13 protein-coding genes are annotated in these 17079 nt (G+C 62.0%); 11 read left to right on the forward strand and 2 right to left on the reverse strand.

Features of this window, described 5'->3' with window-relative positions; translation table 11 throughout:
* Positions 1 to 247: 247 nt before the first annotated feature.
* The 9 genes from ACD590_RS24655 (at position 248) to ACD590_RS24695 (ending at position 11689) form a co-directional block, all read left to right on the forward strand.
* The gene (locus tag ACD590_RS24655) at positions 248 to 1018 is read left to right on the forward strand and encodes an aspartate/glutamate racemase family protein (protein WP_439003586.1); all 771 of its coding nucleotides are present in this window, start codon (positions 248 to 250) and stop codon (positions 1016 to 1018) included.
* 33 nt (positions 1019 to 1051) lie between these two features.
* Positions 1052 to 1969 (forward strand): ABC transporter permease, encoded by a 918-nt coding sequence (locus ACD590_RS24660; protein WP_439003587.1) that lies wholly within the window; start codon positions 1052 to 1054, stop codon positions 1967 to 1969.
* A complete protein-coding gene (locus ACD590_RS24665; protein ID WP_439003588.1) occupies positions 1969 to 2772 on the forward strand; it encodes an ABC transporter permease in 804 nt (267 codons plus the stop codon). The genes ACD590_RS24660 and ACD590_RS24665 overlap by 1 nt, the downstream gene beginning before the upstream one ends.
* A 47-nt stretch (positions 2773 to 2819) precedes the next feature.
* Positions 2820 to 3923: an ABC transporter substrate-binding protein gene (locus ACD590_RS24670; RefSeq protein WP_439003589.1), complete on the forward strand. Its 1104-nt coding sequence runs from the start codon at positions 2820 to 2822 to the stop codon at positions 3921 to 3923.
* A 66-nt stretch (positions 3924 to 3989) separates the two neighbouring features.
* A complete protein-coding gene (locus ACD590_RS24675) occupies positions 3990 to 5054 on the forward strand; it encodes an ABC transporter ATP-binding protein (RefSeq protein ID WP_439003590.1) in 1065 nt (354 codons plus the stop codon).
* An 84-nt stretch (positions 5055 to 5138) separates the two neighbouring features.
* Positions 5139 to 6680, forward strand: a complete 1542-nt coding sequence (locus ACD590_RS24680; protein WP_439003591.1) for a hydantoinase/oxoprolinase N-terminal domain-containing protein — start codon at positions 5139 to 5141, stop codon at positions 6678 to 6680.
* Between the two features lie 7 nt (positions 6681 to 6687).
* Positions 6688 to 7776, forward strand: a complete 1089-nt coding sequence (locus ACD590_RS24685) for a DUF917 domain-containing protein (RefSeq protein WP_439003592.1) — start codon at positions 6688 to 6690, stop codon at positions 7774 to 7776.
* Between the two features lie 4 nt (positions 7777 to 7780).
* Positions 7781 to 8869 carry a DUF917 domain-containing protein gene (locus tag ACD590_RS24690; protein ID WP_439003593.1) on the forward strand — a complete coding sequence of 363 codons (1089 nt, stop codon included), beginning with the start codon at positions 7781 to 7783 and terminating at the stop codon, positions 8867 to 8869.
* A gap of 72 nt (positions 8870 to 8941) precedes the next feature.
* On the forward strand, positions 8942 to 11689 hold the full coding sequence (locus tag ACD590_RS24695) for a LuxR C-terminal-related transcriptional regulator (RefSeq protein ID WP_439003594.1): 2748 nt from the start codon (positions 8942 to 8944) through the stop codon (positions 11687 to 11689).
* A gap of 146 nt (positions 11690 to 11835) precedes the next feature.
* Here ACD590_RS24695 and ACD590_RS24700 read toward each other — a convergent pair whose 3' ends face one another.
* Complete coding sequence (locus ACD590_RS24700; RefSeq protein ID WP_439003595.1) at positions 11836 to 13065, reverse strand: flavin monoamine oxidase family protein; 1230 nt, start codon at positions 13063 to 13065, stop codon at positions 11836 to 11838.
* Between the two features lie 100 nt (positions 13066 to 13165).
* On the opposite strand from ACD590_RS24700, the gene ACD590_RS24705 reads away from it, so the two are divergent.
* Positions 13166 to 14707, forward strand: a complete 1542-nt coding sequence (locus tag ACD590_RS24705) for a cation:proton antiporter (RefSeq protein ID WP_334545685.1) — start codon at positions 13166 to 13168, stop codon at positions 14705 to 14707.
* A gap of 65 nt (positions 14708 to 14772) precedes the next feature.
* Here the strand turns inward: ACD590_RS24705 and ACD590_RS24710 are convergent, their stop codons facing one another.
* Complete coding sequence (locus ACD590_RS24710; protein WP_439003596.1) at positions 14773 to 15831, reverse strand: LacI family DNA-binding transcriptional regulator; 1059 nt, start codon at positions 15829 to 15831, stop codon at positions 14773 to 14775.
* A 245-nt stretch (positions 15832 to 16076) separates the two neighbouring features.
* Between ACD590_RS24710 and ACD590_RS24715 the strand changes: the two genes are divergently transcribed.
* The gene (locus ACD590_RS24715; RefSeq protein WP_018516620.1) at positions 16077 to 17060 is read left to right on the forward strand and encodes an autoinducer 2 ABC transporter substrate-binding protein; all 984 of its coding nucleotides are present in this window, start codon (positions 16077 to 16079) and stop codon (positions 17058 to 17060) included.
* Positions 17061 to 17079: the final 19 nt, after the last annotated feature.

Raw genomic sequence — 17079 nt, forward strand, 5'->3', positions numbered from 1 at the left:
ATGGCGGCGGATTTTCACGTTGGAATGCAATGCTTCTGGAATCGGCCATCGAGAAGTATTTGTTTTAAAACCGCTTTTTCTAGAGCACCCTATCCATTCGAATAGGTTCTCCACCATCGGTACCGGCCGATGACCCATCCGAATCACATCCGCACCTACTCATTTCAGAACTTCCAAGCCGGGGCGGACTGCGGCACCGTAAGCCCATGAATTGCCCAGAGCGAATTGCGCATCAAGGAGGCCGGCCGTGCAGGATAGCGTCGTAGAAATTCGCGTGGTGTCACCGATCGTCACCAAAGGATTTCGCAAAGTCGCCGATCTCCGGGCACTGGAATATCCCGGCATCAAGGTCAGTCACTCGCAGATTACGGCCGGACCGGGATCGATCGAGAGCGAGTTCGAGGCTGCCCTCTCGGTGCCCGGAACAATCGCCGAAGCGATCAAGGCGCAGAATGAAGGCGTCCACGCCGTCATCATCGACTGCATGGGCGATCCGGGTCTCAGGCCGTCGCGGGAAGCCGTGACGATCCCGGTGCTTGGACCCTGCGAGACCGGCATGCACCTTGCGGCGATGCTCGGCCACCGGTTTTCCGTCCTCACCGTGATGCGCCGACTGCGCGCATCCTTTGAAAACAACGCGGCCGTCGCCGGCCTTTCGACCAAGCTTGCCTCGGTGCGTAGCGTCGATATTCCCGTTCTGGAACTCGAGGAAGATCTCGACCGGACCAAGGCGATGCTGATCAAGGAAGGCATCCGGGCGGTTGAGGAAGATGGCGCCGAGGCGCTCGTCTTCGGCTGCACCGGCCTGATGGGCTGCGCCTTCGCCCTGCGCGAGGGACTTCTGGCGCACGGGATCGATGTGCCTGTCATCGATCCCATTCCCGCCGCTGTTTCCGTTGCCGCCGCGCTGGTGCGTTCGAACCTTACCCACAGCAAGCTGACCTTCCCACAGCCGCCCGAAAAACAGTTGCTCGGCTACGACTATATTCATCTGCCCATGCCGCTTGCGGCCGAATGAGAGAACGCTGGACGTTCCATTGAGAGGACAGAGATGGCGATTACGCAAACGGACACCATGACACGAACGGAAAAGCGGAAAGGATCGACCACCGCTCTTCAGGATTTCCGCCTGTGGTGGCTGGTCATCCCGGCGTTCCTCGTCTTCCTTGTCTTCTTCGTGATCCCGACCGCATCACTCTTCGGGCTCGCCTTCAACAAATCCGTCGCCGGCGTCATCGCCCTCAACAGCCAGATCACCTTCGACAATTTCGTCCGCATCTTCACACGGGCGAGCTATTATGAATCGATCCTGCGCTCGATCTGGATTTCCGCCATCGTCGGCGCCGCTTGCCTGTTCTTCGGCTATCCCCTCGCCTACGTCATCGCAAAGACGGTGAAGCCGAGCCGCGCCACGCTGTTGATGATCCTCGTCCTGTCCTCCATGCAGCTCGACATGGTCATCCGCATGTACGGACTGATGGTGCTGCTCGGCGATAACGGCCTCATCAACGGATTTCTCCTCAGGGTCGGGGCGATAACAGCGCCACTGCCGCTGATGTATAATGTCTTCGGCGTCATCGTCGGGCTGGTGCAGATCACCCTGCCCTTCATGGTGCTGTCGCTGATCGGCATCATCAAGGCGATCCATCCCTCGCTCGAAGAGGCAGCCCGCAGCCTCGGCGCCTCGCGCTGGCAGGCCTTCGTCACCATCGTGCTTCCGCTCTCGATGCCCGGAATCCTGGCCGGCACGCTTCTGGTCTTTGCGCTTTCGATCAGCTCCTACGTCGTGCCCGCTCTGATGGGCGGCTGGAAGGTGATGGTGCTGCCCATCCATATCTATCAGCAGATCGCCGAGGTCGGACGCTGGCAGTTCGGCGCCGCCATCGCCGTCGTGCTCTTCGTGACGAGCATCGCAGCCGTTGCGGTCTACCACCAGGCGGCGGTCAGAACCTCGGGAGGGCGCACCTGATGCGTGAAGAGTCCGCCATCCCCCTTGCCTTCAAGGTCATCTCGCTGCTGTCGCTGGCGATCCTCCTGGTGCCGGTCTTCATCGTGGTGCTTGCCGGCCTGAACTCGGGCGACTACCTGACTTTTCCGCCCGAGGGCCTATCGCTGCGCTGGATACAGGCGTTCCTGACTTCGCCCGTCTTCCTCTCGGCCTATGGGGTCAGCTTCATGATCGCACTGATCTCGACGCTGATCTCGACGGTGATCGGTACGATGGCGGCGATCTATCTGACCCGCTCGCAGAGCCGTACCTCCAGCATCTTGCGCGGCTTCTTCATGCTGCCGATCGTGCTGCCTGGCGTGGTGCTGGGACTTGCCCTCTATGTCTTCTACGTGACCACGGGCATCGGCCTTGCCCGCACCATGCCGGGGCTGATTATCGGCCACGTGATCGTCACCTGCCCCTTCGTCATCGCGACGGTGACGGCGGCACTGGTCGGTTTCGACCGCTCGCTGGAAGAGGCCGCCCGCAGCCTTGGCGCCTCGCCTTTCACCGCTTTCCGATTGGTGACGCTGAAGATCATCGGGCCGGCAATTTCGGCGGGCACGATCTTCGCCTTCATCGTCTCGTTCGGCCAGTTCGAAGTCACGCTGTTTCTGTCGACGCCGAACCTGCAGACGCTGCCGATCGCGATGTATGTCTCGATGCGCTACCAGTTCGAGCCGACGGCAGCCGCCGCGGGCATCTTCGCCATCGCGCTCGTCATTCTCTCCACCGTGCTGACTTCCAGACTCGTCAACCTGAAACGCACCTTCGGGGGATGAATACCGCTACGCCTACACATCAACGATAGAGCAAAAAGGGGAACTTCATGACTGAGAAAACGACAGGGCATACCCGCCGCACGATCCTGAAGATGGGCGTCGCTGCCACCACGCTGCCCCTGTTCAACATCAATCACGCCTGGTCGCAGGATGTCGCCTTCGACGGCAAGGTCTTTGATGCCGGCGGCGCCGTGCTGCGCGTCGGCGAATGGGGCGGCCCCTGGGGTGAGCTGGTCAACAAATACCTGCTGACCGACTTCCAGAAGGAGTTCAACTGCAAGATCGAATACGACTCGACCTGGCCCTGGTTCCCAAAATTCGTCGCCGGCGGCGCCGAGAAGCCGCCGCTCGACATTACCAACTGGAACTTGCCGGAGATGTTCAAGACGGCAAAGGCCGGCGATTTCTTCCTAAAACTCGACGAACTGCTGCCGAACGTGCCGAACGCCAAGAACCTATGGCCCTTCGCCACCGCCAATGGCGTCGGCGTCACCTGGGCCTTCAACCAGTATGGTTATGCCTACCGCGCCGATCTGGTTTCGCCGCCGCCCTCGTCGTTCAAGGATCTCTGGAAGCCGGAATTCGCCGGCAAGCGCGGCACCTACATCACGTCAAACACCTTGCAGATGGACTTCTTCCTCGTCGCCTGCGGTATCTTCGGCAAGGATCAGTACGATCTTGATGCCGGCTACGAGGCGATGAAGGCGCTGATGCCGGCCAAGATCTCCGATTTCACCGGCAACATGCAAACGCTGATGGACCGCGGCGAAGTGGTGGTCGCCGTGCTCGACGATGCCGAGCCGATGCAGGCCCGCGACAAGGGCGCGCCCTTCGCCTTCTGGTACTGGACCGAACAGCAGCCGATCCTGACGCAGACCTATACGATCAGCCGTTATGCCGAGCCGGTGCAGAAGAAGCTCGCTTTTGCGCTTCTTGACCGCGCCCTCGATCCGACCTTCATCGGCAATATGGGCAAGGAATTCTACCTGCGCCCGACGGTCAGCAACGCCGTCCTGCCCGACAATCTTGCCAAGGCCGGCGTCGTCAACAGCGCCGACGCCATCAAGGGCTTCTGGGTGCCGGACTGGAATTCCTACCTCGAAAACGAAGACGACATCGTCGAAACGGTCAACGGCATTTTCGCCAGCTGATGCCGCAGCGACGGGTGGTTCCGCGCCGCCCGTCGCACATCTTCATAACAGGAGAGCCTTCGCCGCATGTCCGATATCCATCTGAAAAAGCTCGCTAAATCCTACGGCGATGGCGTCGCGGTCGCCGGCATCGACCTGCACATCGCCGAAGGAGAGTTCTTTTCCCTTCTCGGCCCATCGGGATGTGGAAAATCGACGACGCTCCGGATGATTGCCGGCTTCGTGCCGCCGAGCGGCGGCGAGATTCTCATCGGCCGCGACGACGTGACGAGATTGCCGCCGGAGAAACGCGACATCGGCATCGTGTTCCAGAACTACGCGATCTTCCCCCACATGAACGTTGCCGACAATATCGCCTTCGGCCTGAAGCTCCGGAAGCTGCCGAAGGAGGAGATCCGCAAGCGCGTCACCGCCGCGCTGCGCCAGGTCGGGCTTTCCGGATATGAGGAGCGTTTCCAGCGCCAGCTTTCGGGTGGCGAGCAGCAGCGTGTCGCCCTTGCCCGCGTGCTGGTGACGGAGCCCCGCATCCTCCTTCTCGACGAGCCGCTGTCGGCACTCGACAAGAGCCTCAGGGAGGAAATGAAATACTGGATCAAGGATCTACAGAAGAAGCTCGGCATCACCACCGTCTATGTGACCCACGACCAGGACGAGGCCCTGACGATGTCCGACCGCATCGGCGTCATGCAGAAGGCGCACATCGTCCAGGTCGGGACGCCCGAGGAAATCTACGAACGGCCGAAGACGCTGTTTGTCACCACCTTCATTGGTCATTCGAACGTGATCGACGTCACCGTCGGCGCCAATGACGGGCAAGGCATGACCGTGCTGCTGGAGGGAACCGTGTTGCCGACGCGGGGTCCCGAAGGCCTGGCCGCCGGGCAGGCGGCAAAGCTGGTAGTTCGCCCCGAGAACGTCATCATCGGTCCCGACACCTCATCCGGCATCAGCCTTCCCGCAACCGTTCTCAGCGAAACCTATCAAGGCGCGCTGGTGCGCTACCGGCTGGCAGTCGGCTCGCAGGAGATCGTCGCCGAGCGCCAGAACCAGTCCCGCACCGAACGATTTTCCCCCGGTGCCGCCGTCATGGTCGGGTGGGACCCCGACCGGTCCGAGGCACTCGTCGCCTGAAGCAACACGGAAACAGCGAACATCGCCAGCGCCGGAGCCATCCGCTCCGGCGCCACGGCCAGGCATATTCTCACGGAGGTCATGATGCGTATTGGAATAGATGTGGGCGGCACGAATACCGATGCTGCCCTGATGGACGGCCCGCTGGTACTCGGCGCGTGCAAGAGCCCGACGACCAGCGATGTCGGCTCCGGCATTGTCGCCGTGTTGAAGCAGGTGCTGTCGATGACCGGCGTCTCGGTGTCGGAAATCCAGGCGGTGATGATCGGCACGACGCATTTCACCAATGCCGTCGTCGAGCGCAAGCGGCTGCTCGAAGTCGCCGCTATCAGGCTCGGCCTGCCGGCGACCAAGGCGCTGCCGCCGATGACCGATTGGCCGAAGGATTTGGCCGACACACTCGGCCGCCACACTTTCATGGTGCGTGGCGGCAACGAATTCGACGGCCGCAAGATCGCGCCGCTTGATGAGCCCGAGATCCTGCGCATCGTCGGTGAAATCCGCAGCCGCGGCCTCAAGGCAGCCTCGATCACCTCGGTGTTTTCGCCGGTGACACCTGATATGGAACTGCGGGCCGCCGAGATTCTCGGCAACGAGATCCCCGGCCTGTCGATATCGCTCAGCCACGAAGTCGGCCGGGTCGGTTTCCTCGAACGCGAAAACGCGTCGGTGATGAATGCGTCGCTCGCCGACCTGTCGCGCAAAGTCGTCAACTCCTTCCGTAACGCCCTGAAGGAACTGGCGATCAATGCGCCCTTCTATATCAGCCAGAACGACGGGACACTGATGGTGCCTGATTACGTCGAGCGTTATCCGGTGCTGACATTCGCCTCCGGCCCGACCAATTCCATGCGGGGCGCCGCGATGCTTGCCGGCGAGAAGGAGGCGATGGTCGTCGATATCGGCGGGACCACGTCGGATGTCGGCATGCTGATGCAGGGCTTCCCGCGCGAATCTGCCGTCGCCGTCGATATCGGCGGGGTCAGAACCAATTTCCGCATGCCCGACGTGCTCGCCATCGGTCTCGGCGGCGGCTCGATCGTGCGCGACGACGGTGCCCGCATTGGCCCGGATTCGGTCGGCTACGAAATCACCTCCCGCGCCCTGATCTTCGGCGGCGATACCCTGACCACGACGGACATCATCGTCGCGGCCGGCCTCGAGGATATCGGCGACCGTTCTCGCGTCGCTCATATCCCGGCAAGGACGATTAAGACGGCGCTCGATACCATCCACCGCATGGCCGACGAGGCCGTCGACCGGATGAAGACGAGCGCCGAGCCCCTGCCCGTCATCCTGGTCGGTGGTGGTTCGATCCTGATCTCGCGCGACCTGCCCTCCGCATCCCGCGTCATCCGTCCTGAGAACGCCTCCGTTGCCAACGCCATCGGCGCTGCGATCGCGCAGGTCGGCGGCGAGGTCGACCGCATCTTCTCGCTCGAAGGTACCTCCCGCGACATCGTGCTCGGCGGCGCCAAGAAGGAAGCCGAGGAGCGCGCCGTCAAGGCGGGTGCAGAGGCCGGAACGGTCAAGATCATGGATATCGAGGAAGTGCCGCTCGCCTATCTGCCAGGCAGTGCGACACGCATCCGCGTCAAGGCTATCGGCGATCTCGTGATCGGATGAGGACCCTATGAAACTCAACAGTCAACAACTCTGCGACCTTGCCGTCGGCGCGGCATTCCTCGGGACCGGCGGCGGCGGCGATCCCTATGTCGGCCGGCTGATGGTGCAGCAATGCCTCGACGAAGGGCTGGAGGTGAACATCATCGATCCCAGCGAATTGGCGGACGACATGCTGGTCATTCCGACCGCCATGATGGGTGCGCCGACCGTGCTGGTCGAGAAGATCCCTAGCGGCGAGGAGGCGATGTTTTCGCTACAGCGGCTCGAACGCCATCTCGGCCGCAAGGCGCAGGCGACCATGCCGATCGAGATCGGCGGCATCAACTCGACGATCCCGCTTGTCGTCGGCGCCCGCCTCGGCCTGCCCGTCGTCGACGGTGACGGCATGGGCCGCGCCTTTCCCTTTCTCGAAATGGAAACCTTCGGCGTCTACGGCGTCTCCGGCAGCCCGATGGCCGTCAGCGACGAATATGGTGATTGTGCCATCATCGAGGCGGTCGATAACCGCCAGATGGAATGGCTTTCGCGCGCAGTCGCCATCCGCATGGGCGGCTGCGCCTATATCGCCGAATATGCAATGTCGGGCGCCGACGTCAAACGCACCGCCATTCCGAACACGCTGAGCCTCGCCATCCGCATCGGCGAAGTCCTCCGCAACGCCAAAAGCTCGCACGAGAATCCGATCGAGGCGTTGCTCGGATTTCTGCCTTCGACGCTCTACCGCTACGGGCGCATCATCTTCGGCGGCAAAATCACCGATGTCATGCGCGAGACCAAGGCCGGATTTTCGATCGGCCGCGTTACGATCGGCGGGCTGCCGCCCTTCGGTTCGACGATGGAGATCGAGATCCAGAACGAGAACCTGATCGCCCGCGTTGACGGCAAGGTGAAGGCGATCGTGCCCGATCTCATCTGCATCATGAACACGGAAACGGCCGAACCCATCACCAGCGAAAACCTGCGCTACGGACAGCGCGTCACCGTGCTTGCCGTCTCCGTTCCCGAAATCATGCGGACGCCGGAAGCGCTCGATGTCTTCGGCCCCACCTGCTTCGGGCTGAAGGAACCCTTCATTTCCATCGAAGAGATCGGCTGAACACATGGCAATCATCACCAACGAGGATATCGACGACCTGGCGGTCGGCGCAGCCCTTCTCGGCACCGGCGGCGGCGGCGATCCTTATATCGGCAAGCTGATGGCGAAGGCGGCGATCGAACGCCACGGCGCGGTCGATCTTCTGGCGCTCGACGACGTGCCTGACGGCATCGAGGTCGCCGCCTGTGGCGCGATGGGGGCGCCGGCGATCCTGATCGAGAAGATGCCGAGCGGCGAAGAGATCGGGCTTGCACTCAGGGCTTACGAGAAACGCGTCGGCAAGGCGATGGGAGCGATCATCCCCTTTGAGGCGGGCGGCATCAACTCGATGGTGCCGATCATGCTGGCGGCGGAATGCCGACTCCCGGTTATCGACGCGGACGGCATGGGACGCGCCTTTCCGCAGCTCGAAATGGAGACCTTCAACGTCTATGGCGTGCCTGCCGCACCCGTGACGGTCGCCGACGAGCAGGGCAATGTGGTGATCATCGAGACGGAAAGTGCGGCCAAGGCCGAATGGCTCGCTCGCGGCGTGACGATCCGAATGGGCGGCCAGTCCTATATCGTCAATTACGGCATGGATGGCCGCACGACCCGTCGCGTATCCGTTCCAGGAACGATGTCGCTTGCCATCGGCATCGGGCGTACCATCCGGCTGGCGCTTGCCGCGCATCGCGATCCGCTCGCCGACCTGATCGAATTCTTCTCCGGAACGCATTACGAGACCGCGCGCCTTCTGGCCTCGGGAAAGGTGGTCGACGTCTCGCGGCGCGAGCAGAACGGCTGGTCGGTCGGGGTCGTGACGATCGAACCTTTCGACACAAGCCGCAGGCCGGTGCGCATCCAGATCCAGAACGAGAATCTGGTGGCAGAGGAAGATGGCAGGGTGCTGGCGATCGTGCCGGATCTCATCTGCATCCTCGAAGCCGACACTGCCGAACCGATAACCACCGAACGCCTGCGTTATGGCCAGCGGGTCAACGTGCTTGGCGTCAAGGTGCCGCCGATCATGCGCACACCGGAGGCATTGGACGTCTTCGGCCCCGCCGCCTTCGGCCTGACGCAGAATTACGCACCGCTCGAGGCCGGTTAAATCTAGGCTGGCACGGGATATGCTTCTTAAAGCTCGCAAGTCAGGATGGTCGAATGAGCGAGGCGTTTTTGGATGCATCACAGTCGTTCCGAAGGCAAAACTGCAACCCGCCCCGGCGGGCGTGAACCGAAGACGCTAGGTTCCCGGTTTCGCCCGCCGCGCATGCTGTTCACGGCCATCGACCGTCCCTTTCCTCTTTCGAAGATCCGCGACGGTCTGGCGCGCCAGATCGTCGTCGTCCATGCACCGTCTGGCTTCGGCAAGACGGCACTGCTCAAGGCAGGATATGAGGCAGTCACTTCCGGCTCTGATTATTTTCAGTCGCTGTTCGATGGCGGCGTCGGTCATTGCGGCTGGATCACGCTAGGCCCCACGCATGGCCAACCTGCCGAACTGCTAGCCGATCTTTGCCTGGCGCTCGGTATCTACAGTCCACCGCCTCCCGCCTCTCTGAGGGAACTGTTCGACATCGTCGCCGACCGGGCAAGCGGCGCAATCCTGTTCATCGACGAGCTCGATATTGCTTCCTCACCCGATGTGCAGGCTTTCCTCGACGGATTTTTCTTAGGTGCCCCCGACAATCTGAGGATTGTCTGCGCATCGCAGCAGAAACTGCCGCTGCCGCTCGCCCGCCTCAGGGTGCGCGGTCTTGTCACGGAGATCAACGCCGTCGACCTCGCCTTCAGCCGCAACGAGATCCGCAGCCTGTTTCCCCGCACCATCAATACTGGCGATGTCGCAAACTTCGTACGCGCCACCCGTGGATGGCCGGCCTTGACGCAGATCGCGCTCGGCGTGATGGAGAGCGGCGGTATAGACGAGCGCAACAGGCTGCTGGCCGGCGAACATCCCGATCTCTTCCGCCATATCGACGAAGCGATCCTGCGTCCGCTGTCGCCGGCGCTTCGCCGAACGCTATGCGTCACGTCGATCCTGGAGGAATTCCCGCTGGAGCTGGCAAGCCATCTCTCCGGCACCGATCTGCAGGCAGATGACCTTCGGCTGCTCGAGGATATGAGCCCGCTGATCGAAAAGAGTCAGATGGGTGCGGCCTGGTACAGGCTTCATCCGATCGTGCGGAAGTGCCTGACGACCGAGCTTGCCGGTGATCCCCAGACCTACGAGGCAACGCTTCACTCCATCGCGGCGATCTGGTTTGCCGAGCGCGGGTTCCTGGAAAGGGCCGTTTCGCATGCGGCGCGCGCCGGCAACTTTTCGCTCGCCGCACAGACGATCCGGCAGGCCGGCGGCGTCAATCTCTTCATCCGCGCCGGCCACACAGTGCTCGAACATTTGATCGCCGACCTGCCCGCCGGCGTCATCCACGAATCTCCGAGCCTGTCATTGTGTTACGTGCTGGTGCTCGCGAAGAAGGGGCACATCAAGGCGGCGCGCGAGCGGATGGAGGCGATCAAGCAAGGCCGGGCCCTGCATGGCGACGAGTTCCTGACGATCGAGGCATCGACGCTCGATCACATCGACGGGCTGGTCGATATCTATGAGGATCGTCATCTCGACGATGCGCAGATCCTGCATCTCGAACGAATGGCGTCAGGTTTTTCGCCGCAATCGACGTGGGAGCTCGGCTGGATCTACAACCATCTGTGCATCGCTTATACCAGGCGCGGCAATCTCGACCTCGCGCGGCTGAGCGCCTTGAAGGCATTGGCCTATTATCGCGAGGAAAAGACGGCCTATGCCCAGATCTTCATGCTGATCCATCTGGGGCTGGTCAATACGCTCGCCGGCAACTTCTCGGCGGCGCTGACTTTCTGCCGGGAGGCGCAGGACCTGATCCAAAGCGCGCAGTGGACCGACGTCAATCTCGAAGCGATCTGCCGCGTCGCGACGGCGGATGTTCTCTACCTCCAGGGCGAGATGGCTCTGGTCGAGAAGAGCCTTGGCGAGGCGGTCAATGCCGTGGTCCAGGGCGAAGGTTGGGTCGATATCTATTCCCGGATGTTTTCGCTGCTGGCCCGCAGTCGGCTGCGGTTGAGCGGTCTCGATACGGCAATGGCAGCGATCGACAAGGCGGAAGAGGTCGCCGTCGAACGCGCGCTGCCGCGCCTGAAGATTGCAGCCGACATCATGCGCGTCGATATCTTCTCGAAGACCGGCCTGATTGAATCGGCGGTGCTTCTCGTCGAGCGGCTGGTTTCATCGTTGCGCGATCCTGAACTCGGGCACTTCTGGACCTGGCGCGAGGAAAACGATTTCCTCGTCGCGCAAGCGCGCCTTCTCAAAGCTCAGGGACGTCCAGGCGAAGGGCTCGCCAATCTGGAGATCGTGATGGCGCGAAGCCGCGCGAACGGCAGCGGTTATCACCTGCTGGCGGCGGAAATTCTGGCAACAGTTGCCGCCTGGAACGACGGCCGGCATGCCCAGGCACTCGAATATTTCCAGTTTGCGATCGCGCGTGCTCGCTCGCACGAGGTAACCCAGCTTTTCGAGGACGAGGGGCTAGAATTCTCCACGGTCGTTCGGGCGATCGTGCGGCGTTTCGGCCTGAAGGTCTTCAGTGCCGATGCCGTCGACTTCATCGGTCGCATAATTGGCCAGGGTGAAAGAAGCGTCTTCGGCAAACCGGCCGATAACGGCCGCCGGATCAAGGGTCCTCTTGGCAGCAAAAGTCTTCTCAGCCAACGCGAGCAACAGGTCCTGCTCTGCCTACATGAAGGCAAGAGCAACAAGGAAATCGCACGCGCGCTCGGGCTTTCCGAGCCTACGGTGAAATTCCACCTCAAGAACGTGTTTTCCAAACTGGGGGTCAGTCGCCGGGCAATGGCCCTGGCAGTTTCGGCTAAATTGAACCTTAAATAGCACGACGAAATGCCGGCACTGTCAGCATAAACGATCTATAATTCACATAAGACAATCCGAACCGGGCAATCATGAAATTCTGCCAGCTGGTAATGGTCGGCCAGGGGTATCGGTGCGTTGAGGGTCATAAGATGCACCCTGCTTTATCATGAGCGTGTTAGAACAGCCGCAGCCTGGTCGGCGGCCCGCAACCCGCTTTCCCATGCGCCATGCGCGGTCGAAAAGTCGGACTGGTGCGTCGCCTCGCCGGCGAAAAACAGCCGGTCGCCGACCGGGCGCGCCAGGACTGCGCGTGCGCCCGCATGGCCGGGCAGTGCATGGCTGTAGGAGCCGCCTATCCAATCGGTACGACACCAGGAAGAGGCCGTGAGGGGCCGCAGATGGCGGCGAATGTTACTGCCGAGCAGCGATGACAGTTGGTCGAGTGCGAAGGCAAATGCCTCCACCAAACCCGCGCGTTCGATGACGACAGCGCCGTTTCCGCCAAAGAAGCCTTCGATGATCGGCCGGCCGAGCGGCCGGATATAATAGCTGCCGGTCTCGGCATTTTGCGGGTCGCCGAGCAGATGGGTTTCCGGCTCCAGACCATGATTGCCATGGAGTTCCAAAAACAGCTTGTCTGCGAGGCCAAGCGGCAGCTGACTTGCGGCATGGAGGTGATCGTCGGCCTCCGGGTCGAAGATAATGGCTCCGCGGGCCAGAACGGCGGTCGATGACGTGATGATCGCGGTATCTGATGTGACCGGGCCGCGGTCGGTCTCCAGCTGAATGCCGCTCCCGGTCAATGCCACACGCCGAACGGGGGTCGAAAGGCGCAAGGCGACGTTCGGAACGGCGGCGCTGATCAGACTTCCATAGCCTTCGTGCACCCGCCAATTGGCATCGGTTGCCGCATTGTCATAGGCAAGAAAGTCAGCGACTGACAGCCGATCGAGCGGTGCGCCGTTCATATATCCGCTGAGGGACTGGCAGTAGGCGTTCCATTTGCCGCCGGGCTCCAGTGCGTCCGACGCCCTGTCGCTGGCGGGGGGATTTGCCCGAATCCGCTCCTCAAGCGCGTTCCATTCGGCCGCCGCCGCCGCGCGCTCATCCTGCGTGAAGCCGAGATCGCGCCACTGGCTTTGCCACGCCGTCGGTCCGCGCTCGATATTGAACCCAGCGTCACGGCCGATGGCGACGAGAGGATTGCGCTCGGCAGAGTGCAGCCAGCCGCAACCCATATCCAGCGGCATTCCGGCCAGTTCGATTGTCCAGGCTCGTCCGCCTACGCGGTCGCTGGCCTCCAGAATGATGACCGAGCGCCCGGCATCGGCCAGGCTTTTTGCTGCTGCAATGCCGGCTGCGCCAGCCCCAACAATCGCAACCTCGTAGTCCATCGTCGCCCTCCGCCGCTGCGTCATCAGCTTGATACGACACAAGCTTTACATCGGGGTTGCACCCGCTTCAATGTGCCCGAAAGCCTGCTAGTATGCTGACATGACGTTCTTCGAAACACTTGTCGCATTGCTGGCGGTTGCCATCCTGCTGCTGCAGGTCACGCGTCGCATGCGCCTGCCCTACCCCGGCATTCTGGCTGCCGCCGGCGTCGCCGTGGCGATGTTGCCAGGGGCGCCGACGATTCCGATCGATCCTCCGACGGCGCTCGCCCTGTTCATTGCGCCCGTCCTTGTCGATTCGGCCTATGACTTCCCGGTGGGGGCGGCGCGGCGCATGCTGCTGCCGCTGTTCTTCTATGCGGTCGTCGCCGTTCTCGTCACGACAGGCGTGGTCGTGTCGATCAGCATGCTGACCGTCGGGCTTCCGATTGCGGTTGCGGTCACACTTGGCGCAATTGTTTCGCCGCCCGATGCCGCAGCCGCCACGGCAGTCCTTTCCAATTTGCCCGTCGCCCGGCGTGTAGATGCCCTGCTCAAGGGAGAAAGCCTGTTCAACGACGCGACCGCATTGCTGCTTTTCGGCGCCGCGCTGACTGTCCAGGCGCGTGGTGGGCTGGATGCCGGAACGGCACTTCAGGTGGGGATCGCCGCACCTGGAGGGATCCTGTTCGGCATCGTCTTCGGCTTTTTTGTCTCGCGGCTTCGACCGATAACCGAGAACACGGTCGGCGGGACCCTGCTTCAATTCGTCTACGCTTTTTCAACCTGGCTGATCGCCGAACATCTGCATCTGTCGGCTGTCCTTGCCACAGTGGCGAGCGCAATGACGCTCGCCACGCTCTCTTCGGTCAGGGATTCACCGCGGATGCGGGTACATTCCTTCGCCGTCTGGACGACCGTCGTCTTCCTGCTGAACGTTGTGGCTTTCCTGCTGATGGGCCTGCAGGCGCGCCGCATCCTTGAGGCGATGTCGGCCGAAGAGCTTCAGCGGGCGATGGGATTTGCCGTCATCGTGGTGGTCGGCGTGATCCTGGCGCGTATGGCGATGGCTTTCCTGCTTCACGCCGTCGTTGCGTCTCGTCACCGAAGCGGCCATGAATTGGCGCCTTTCACATCCGGGGAGACCTTGCTGGTGGGTTGGGCCGGTATGCGTGGCCTCGTTACGCTGGCGACGGCCTTCGCGCTCCCCGCCGACTTTCCCGAGCGAGACCTGGTCGTGCTCACAGCCTTCGCGGTGGTGCTCGCAACCCTGGTTATTCAAGGGGCGACCTTGGCTCCAATGATCCATCTCCTGAAACTCGGTCGGCAGGCAGAAGTCCGTGATGAACTCAAGGTGGCCCGAAGATCGCTCGCCGAAGCGGCCTTTCAGCGGCTTGAGAAGGAAAACGGCACTGAGGCCGAAGCGATCCGGACGATCTGCAGGGACCATTGGACCGCGTCAACCGAGGCAAACAAGGCTTCGGCGCTCGATCGCCGCCGCGACCTGACGATCGCCGCCGTTCTCGCCCAGCGCCAGCGCCTCGAGGAATTGCGCGACACAGATCAGATCGGCGCGACGCAATATCTCGAGCTGCAGGAGGACCTGGACTGGAAGCAGCTCTCCGTCGGCTCGGATGAGGATCGCCGCATCACAGAAAGCTAGAGCCGATAAGGCATCACACAGCTTGCTGCTCCGTCAGCCCAACCTCTCAAATGAGGCGGGACGCATCACTCGATATCCTTCAGCGCATCGAGTGGGCCGGTCAGCGCCGTGCGCGGTGGGACGAGGGTCGGCCGCACCAGATGCGTGATTGGCGGGCCGCGGTCTGCATCAAGGATCGCAAACCCCTTGGTGATCATCGCCTCGCTGTCCTGCCGGATCATGAAGACGGGGAAAGGCAGGAAGGAGCCAAAGGGATCGTAGTCGTAGCAGCCAACGATGATGTCGGCGAAGGTCTCATGCGGGTGCAGCGCGAGGAAGCGCATCAGCCCTTCGAGATTGATCGAGGAATTGACGAAAAATGTGCGCGGCAGCTTTCCGTGGCCTTCGTAGAAGGCTTCGAAGGCACGCGCCGTCATGGCCGGGGAATAGCCGGTCGGCTGGATGCAGACATCCGGATCCGCGCCCAGAAGTGCGCGCTTTACGTCGCGGAAACCGCGAATTCGCTCGTGGCTGGCGTGGTCGTTGCGGCCGCCGAACAGGTACAGATCGTCAGGTGAAAGCGGGCCATCCTCCTGCGCGCGTTCGATGATCGCCTGCGTCAGCATGCGCGCACCTTCATAATTGTCGCTGATGACCGACGGCGCCAGCGTGCCCGGCAGATCGATGTTGACGTGCTTCAGCCCTGCCTTTTCGCAGACCTTGTGTACGCCATCCGGATCGGTTGCGCCGGCGATGAAAAGTTCGTCGATCGAATAGGAGATCAGTGTCTCGACGACCTGGCACTCCTCGTCCGGATCGCGACAGGCGCTGACGACGAGGGGGCACTGGCCGCGGCTTCTGACCTGTGCCTCGAAAGATTGCGCCATGGAGGAGAAATAGCGGTTGTCGTGCACCGGCAGCAGAAGACCGACGAGGCCGGAGCGGGACGAACGCAGGCCGCGGGCCTGCAGATTTGCCGTATATCCGTGCTCGTTCGCCAGGTTCTGAATGAGTTGGGCCGTCGCCTCCTTGATACGCCTCTTCCGCCAGCTTCCGTTCAGCACGGCGCTTACGGTAGAAGCCGACGCACCCGATAGGATCGAGAGATCGTAGATTGTCGCCTTCTTCTTGCTGATGTCTGCCATATCTCGCCTTTTCCGCTGTCGTTCCCTTAGAAACAAACCCCTCTTGACGAAAGCCCTACCTTGATCGATAGTCATTGCACCATCGATTGTGCAAAAAAGAAAGATCGATTGCGCAAAAATGGTTCGCCGGAGGAGGCGGGATGGGAGGCAAGGGTGTTCCCTCGCCAAGAAGCAACCAGGAACAACCTGCCGCAAAGCGGCCGGTGGTCGTCGTTCGCCATGAGCGACCTTGAGGAGGAGTGAAGATGAGGAGACTTATCGTAGCGGCATTTGCCGCATCGCTGTCGCTTGCCGGGGCGGTGGTCGCGTTTGCGCAGGACGCACCGAAGGTCGGCGTTGTCGTCAAGATCGGCGGCATTCCATGGTTCAATGCGATGGAAGCCGGCATCAAGGAACAGGGCAAGAAATTAGGCGTCGATGCCTTCATGATCGGCCCGACCAGCGCCGACCCGGCGCTGCAGGTGCGCGCCATCGAAGACCTGATCGCCCAGGGTGTCAAGGTCATCGGTGTGGTGCCGAACGATGCCAAGGTGCTCGAGCCCGTGCTCACCAAGGCGCAAGCCGCCGGCATCAAGGTCATTACGCATGAATCGCCCTCGCAGAAGGGCGCCGACTGGAATTTCGAACTCGCGTCGTCGACCGGTTTTGGTGAGGCGCATGGCAAGCTGCTCGCCGAAAAGATGGGTGGCAAGGGCGAATATGCCGTCTTCGTCGGCTCGCTGACCGTTCCGCTGCACAATGCCTGGGCGGACGCCGCAATCGCCTATATCAAGGCGAATTATCCGGACATGAAACTCGTCGGCGACCGTTATGGCGTCGCAGAAGATGTCGACAAAAGCCGCTCGACGGCGCTTGATCTCATCGCTGCCCATCCGGATCTGAAAGGCTTCCTCGCCTTCGGCAGCCAGGGCCCGATCGGTGCCGGGCGCGCTGTCGAAGAACGCCGCAAGACGGGCAAAATCTTCGTGCTCGGCCCGTTCTCGCCCGGCCAGGGCCAGAAGCTGATCAAGTCCGACGCGATATCGGGCGGCTTCATGTGGAATCCGAAGCAGGCCGGCGAAGTCTTCGTCACGCTCGCCGATCGCCTGATCAAGGGCGAGAGCATCAAGGAAGGTGATGACATTCCGGGTCTCGGCGTGATCAAGCCTGTTGGTAACGACATCATCGTCGATCAGCTGCTGCCGATCAACAAGGATACGGTCGACGACCTGGCCGCAATGGGCCTCTGAAGAGGCCCCCTCCCCGGGT

It is taken from the genome of Rhizobium sp. 862_C5_N1_2, from assembly GCF_051811205.1.
Classification (GTDB): Bacteria; Pseudomonadota; Alphaproteobacteria; order Rhizobiales; family Rhizobiaceae; genus Rhizobium; species Rhizobium leguminosarum.